The organism is Pseudomonas sp. Sample_10, from assembly GCF_004321495.1.
Taxonomy (GTDB): Bacteria; Pseudomonadota; Gammaproteobacteria; order Pseudomonadales; family Pseudomonadaceae; genus Aquipseudomonas.
This window is the reverse complement of record NZ_RCOE01000016.1, coordinates 1-5555: the sequence shown is the minus strand read 5'-3', so window position 1 is coordinate 5555 and position 5555 is coordinate 1. Positions and strand designations below refer to the sequence as shown.

General features: G+C 58.3%; 3 protein-coding genes and 2 tRNA genes. 3 read left to right on the top strand and 2 right to left on the bottom strand.

Translation table 11 applies throughout. The features are described from left to right. Positions 1–325: 325 nt before the first annotated feature. On the bottom strand, positions 326–1093 hold the full coding sequence (gene rlmB / locus D8U18_RS01480) for a 23S rRNA (guanosine(2251)-2'-O)-methyltransferase RlmB (protein ID WP_056852383.1): 768 nt from the start codon (positions 1091–1093) through the stop codon (positions 326–328). Then, positions 1090–3717, bottom strand: a complete 2628-nt coding sequence (gene rnr, locus D8U18_RS01475; protein WP_056852382.1) for a ribonuclease R — start codon at positions 3715–3717, stop codon at positions 1090–1092. Before rnr ends, rlmB begins: the two co-directional genes overlap by 4 nt. Positions 3718–3941: 224 nt before the next feature. Here rnr and D8U18_RS01470 point away from each other — a divergent pair. The 3 genes from D8U18_RS01470 to D8U18_RS01460 form a co-directional block, all read left to right on the top strand. Continuing rightward, positions 3942–4028, top strand: a tRNA-Leu gene (locus tag D8U18_RS01470). 166 nt (positions 4029–4194) lie between these two features. After that, positions 4195–4281, top strand: a tRNA-Leu gene (locus D8U18_RS01465). Positions 4282–4615: 334 nt separating this feature from the next. Then, a partial coding sequence (locus D8U18_RS01460; RefSeq protein ID WP_131106861.1) for an extracellular solute-binding protein occupies positions 4616–5555 on the top strand: 940 nt, incomplete at its 3' end.

Here is a 5555-nt window from a genome sequence, read left to right as displayed (position 1 = left end):
TGATTTCGTAATGACGCATGAATGCTCCTTACGGGTTGTAGCCTGCCGCTCAAAAGCGGTCAGACAAGGAGTGAATGACACTTATGGACTTGAGGACGCTAGACACGTGGGTGCCTGCCATCACAGCAAGGGGCGCAATTGTAGAGAAGGGGCGAAGGAGGCGCAAGGTAATTGGTGATTATTTGAACAGCTCACCTGTTTTCGCTTTGCCACAAACGACTGTAGGAGCAAAGCTTGCTCGCGATAGCGGTGTAACGTTCAACATTGATGCTGAATGCTACACCCCCTATCGCGAGCAAGCTTTGCTCCTACACACAGTAGCGGATCAGGACTTCTTGGCGGCAGCCTTGGCCTTGACACCACGCTGGCGCTGCGCTTCGAACAGGCAGACGCCGGTTGCCACCGAAACGTTAAGGCTGCTGACACTGCCGGCCATCGGCAGATTCACCAGATAGTCGCAATGCTCGCGAGTCAGGCGACGCATGCCTTTGCCTTCAGCGCCCATGATCAGAATGGTCGGGCCGGTCAGGTCCTGGTCATAAATACTGACCTCGGCCTCCCCCGCCGTACCGACAACCCACAAGCCGCGCTGCTGAAGTTTTTCCAGAGTGCGCGCCAGGTTGGTCACGGCCACCAGCGGAATCACTTCTGCAGCACCACAAGCGACTTTTCGTACCACCGGCGTCAGGGTCGCCGACTTGTCCTTCGGCACGATCACCGCCAGCGCGCCTGCCGCATCGGCAGAACGCAGGCAGGCGCCCAGGTTGTGCGGATCGGTCACTCCGTCGAGCACCAGCAACAGCGGTGCGCCTTCGGTGCGATCGAGCAACTCGTCGAGCATCGCCTCGCCCCAGACCTGGCTTGGACTTACCTCCGCAACGACGCCCTGGTGCACGCCTTCAACCCAGGCATCCATTTCACGGCGTTCGGCCTGCCCCACCTGGACACGGTTTTCGTTGGCCAGCTCGATCAACGTCTGTACCCGCGGATCACCGCGACCTTCAGCCAACCAGATCTGCTTGACGCGTTTAGGGTGGTGACGCAGCAACGCTTCTACCGCATGCACGCCGTAGATTTTTTCCAACTGACTCATGGCTTGGCCTTAGGTTTACGCGCCCCGCCGCTTTTGGCTGGAGCCGAACCCGCTTTTGGCGGGCCTTTACGATGTTTGCTCGGTTTGGCTGGCTTGCCGCCGACGGCTTTTTCAGGCGTCGACCGTCCGGTCTTTCCCCCAGACGGCGCTTTACCGCCGCTTTTCGCACCGGCCAGCAACGCCTGTTTCATTTCACGACTCTTGCGCACTTCGGCGTTTTTCGCCGCGGCATCGCTCGGACGGTAGGCTTCGACAGCCTTTTCCTTGGCAGGACGGCGGCCGGTTTTGGCCGGTGCCGGTTCTGCTGCGGTTTTACTCGCCGGCTCTGCGGTTTCGGCGCCACGCTTCTTGCGACCGATTGGTGCGCTGATGGTTTTCTCGGCCATCTCGAAGTCGATCTTGCGCTCATCGAGGTCAACGCGCATGACGCGCACCTCAACAGTGTCGCCCAGACGGAAGCTGCGACCGGTACGCTCACCCGCCAGGCGGTGATGCACTGGATCGAAGTGGTAGTAGTCACCCGGCAGCGCGGTGACGTGCACCAGGCCTTCGACGTAGATATCGGTCAGTTCGACGAACAGACCAAAACCGGTCACCGCGGTGATCACGCCCGGGAACGACTCGCCCACGCGATCTTTCATGAACTCGCACTTGAGCCAGTTCACCACATCGCGGGTCGCTTCGTCGGCACGACGCTCGCTCATCGAGCACTGCTCGCCGAGTTGCTCCAGGGCCGCTTCGTCGTACGGATAGATGCGCGCCTTCGGAATAGTCATCGCACCGGCACGGCGAACGTGCGGGGTGTCCTGTTTCGAATGGATCACGCTGCGAATCGCCCGGTGCGTGAGCAGGTCCGGATAGCGGCGAATCGGCGAGGTGAAGTGGGTGTAAGCCTCGTAATTCAGGCCGAAGTGGCCCTGGTTATCGGCGCTGTACACCGCCTGGCTCAAAGAACGCAGCATGACGGTCTGGATCAGGTGGAAATCCGGACGATCCTTGATACCGGCCAGCAAGGCCTGGTAATCCTTCGGCGACGGGCCATCCTTGCCTTTGTGCAGGGACAGACCAAGTTCGCCAAGGAACGCGCGCAGTTTTTCCAGACGCTCCGGCGGCGGGCCATCGTGAACACGGTACAGCGCCGGGATTTCGTGCTTTTTCAGGAATTCGGCGGTAGCCACGTTGGCCGCCAGCATGCATTCCTCGATCAGCTTGTGCGCGTCATTGCGAACGGTCGGACGGATTTCGGCGATCTTGCGCTCGGAGCCGAAGATGATCCGGGTTTCCTGGGTTTCGAAATCGATCGCACCCCGTACGTGACGGGCCGCCAGCAATACCTTGTACAGCGAGTACAGCTGCTTGAGGTGCGGCACCACGTCGGTGTATTCGCCGCGAAGCTTGCGCGCTTCGGTCGCCTTCGGCGTTTCCAGCATCGCGCTCACTTTGTTGTAAGTCAGGCGAGCGTGGGAGTGAATCACCGCTTCGTAGAAGCAGTAGTCGGTCATCTCGCCGGATTTGGAGATGGTCATCTCGCAAACCATGGCCAGGCGATCGACCTGAGGATTGAGCGAGCACAAGCCGTTGGACAACTGCTCGGGCAGCATCGGAATCACGCGCTCGGGGAAGTACACCGAGTTGCCGCGAACCTGGGCTTCGGCATCCAGCGCCGAACCGAGTTTCACGTAGCTGGATACGTCGGCAATCGCCACGTACAACTTCCAGCCGCCAGAGAACAGGCGCAGCTTGCCCGGACGGGCTTCGCAATAGACCGCGTCGTCAAAGTCGCGGGCATCTTCGCCGTCGATGGTGACAAACGGCAGATGGCGCAGGTCGATGCGCTTCTCTTTGTCCTTCTCTTCGACTTCCGGCTTGAGCTTGCCGGCTTCTTTAAGCACAGCATCAGGCCAAACGTGAGGAATGTCGTAGGTACGCAGGGCGACATCGATTTCCATGCCCGGCGCCATGTAGTTGCCCACGACTTCGACCACGTCGCCTTGCGGCTGGAAGCGTGGCGTCGGCCAGTGAGTGATCTTCACTTCGACGAACTGACCGATTTGCGCGTTGGCGTTACGCCCCGGCGTTACCAGCACTTCCTGCTGGATCTTCGGGTTGTCGGCAACCACGAAACCGATGCCGCCCTCTTCGAAGTAGCGACCAACGATGGTTTCGTGAGCGCGGGACACCACTTCGACGATCATGCCTTCGCGGCGGCCGCGACGGTCGAGGCCGGAAACACGAGCCAAGGCCCGGTCACCGTCGAACACCAGGCGCATTTGCGCCGGACTCATGAACAGGTCGTCACTGCCGTCGTCCGGCACCAGGAAACCGAAACCATCACGGTGCCCGCTGATGCGACCGAGGATCAGGTCGAGCTTGTCCACCGGTGCATACGTGCCACGACGGGTGTAAATGAGTTGAGCATCGCGCTCCATGGCGCGCAGACGGCGGCGCAGGGCTTCGATCTGGTCTTCTGTGGTCAGACCAAACTCTTCGACCAGTTGCTCGCGGTTAGCAGGCGAACCCCGATCAGCAAGATGCTGAAGGATCAGTTCGCGGCTAGGAATGGGGTTTTCATATTTTTCCGCTTCACGAGCGGCCTCGGGATCGAGGGACTGCCAATCGGCCATTAGAGAGTTTTCACCTTGTCTATATGCGGGTTAGTTTGGCATAGGCGTAATGAAACGGGAAATTTCAGGCTAAGACGACCCATCTAAAGCCCTGTATCGACACCGTAAAGCTGATTTGAAGACCGCTGGTGAAATTTTCCAGGTTTTTTTGATTGCGGGGGTTTACAGTTAAAAAGACGCTCCGTATAGTGCGCGCCATCGACGACGGCAACGTTGTCGATACTGCCCAGATGGTGAAATTGGTAGACACGCCAGCTTCAGGTGCTGGTGACCGCAAGGTCGTGGAAGTTCGAGTCTTCTTCTGGGCACCAATTTCGAGCTTGAGATTAGATCAATTTCAAGGCTCACACAAAACCCGCGAAAGCGGGTTTTTTGCATTTCGGGTTTCTGATTTATTAAATTTAAATCAGGGGTTTACAGATCAAAATGCTCTCCGTATAGTGCGCCACATCAACAGCGGCATCGCTGAAGATGATTGCCCAGATGGTGAAATTGGTAGACACGCCAGCTTCAGGTGCTGGTGACCTTACGGTCGTGGAAGTTCGAGTCTTCTTCTGGGCACCAATTCAAATTCAAGGTCTCGACCTTGAATTTCACAGAAACCCGCGAAAGCGGGTTTTTGCGTTTCTGGCTTTCGAAAACCCCAAGCCAATACTTCCCTGTGGCGAGGGAGCTTGCTCCCGCTGGAGTGCGAAGCGCTCCTCATCATTCCAACAGTTACACCGCACTCTCAGGGTTTACGACTGCTTCGCAGCCGAGCGGGAGCAAGCTCCCTCGCCACAAAACTCGCCCCCGCCCTTCTAGCAAACACTCCTCAGACCCGAAAGACGCACATGAGAAACAATATCGTTTATCATTGTTGCAAGTTATTGCAATGCGACAGTGAGGAACCCTGCGAATGATGTTTCGAAATACCCTGCGCCGCGGCCTGAGCATTACCCTCCTCGGCCTGGCTCTCGCCTCCCCCCTCACCCAAGCCGCCGAACCAGTTTCCCTGACGCTCTACAACGGCCAACACAAAGAGGTCGGCGACGCCGTTGCCAAAGCATTCGAGGCCAAGACCGGGATTCACGTCAATGTACGCAAAGGCAGCAGCAACCAGCTCGCCAGCCAGATCGTCGAAGAAGGCGACCGCTCTCCCGCAGACGTGATCTACACCGAAGAATCGCCGCCACTGAACAAACTCGGCGAGCAAGGCCTGCTGGCCAAGGCTGACGATGCCACTTTGGCGGTTTTGCCCAAGGAATACGTGGCCGGCAATGGCACCTGGATCGGCGTCACTGCCCGGGTTCGCGTCGTTGCGTTCAACCCCAAGTTGATCGATGAAAAAGACCTGCCGACATCGGTGATGGAATTCTCCGATCCGAAATGGCAAGGCAAGGTCGGCTTCGTTCCCACCAGCGGTGCCTTCCAGGAGCAAGCGGTAGCGATCATCAAGGTGCACGGCATGGACGCAGCCGAAGAGTGGCTGACCGGTCTGCGCGCCTTCGGCAAGACCTACAGCAATAATATGGTCGCACTCAAAGCGGTGGAGAACGGCGAAGTGGCCACCGTGCTGGTGAACAACTATTACTGGTTCGCCTTGCAACGAGAAAAAGGCCAGCTCGATTCGAAACTGCATTACTTCACCGGCGGCGACGTCGGCGGACTGATCACCGTATCCAGCGCGGCCGTCATCAAATCCAGCAAACATCCAAAAGAAGCCCAACAATTGCTCGCCTACATGGCCAGCGAAGAAGGCCAGCGCGTGATCACTCAGACCACTGCCGAGTACCCGCTGCATAAAGGCATGGAATCGGATCGCGGCCTCAAGCCGTTCAGCGAACTGCAAGCGCCGA

What these genes read in the sequence shown, in the direction of transcription:
- rlmB (WP_056852383.1), bottom strand. Translation starts at nt 1,093, where the DNA reads ATGAGTCAGTTGGAAAAAATCTACGGCGTGCATGCGGTAGAAGCGTTG.
- rnr (WP_056852382.1), bottom strand. Translation starts at nt 3,717, where the DNA reads ATGGCCGATTGGCAGTCCCTCGATCCCGAGGCCGCTCGTGAAGCGGAA.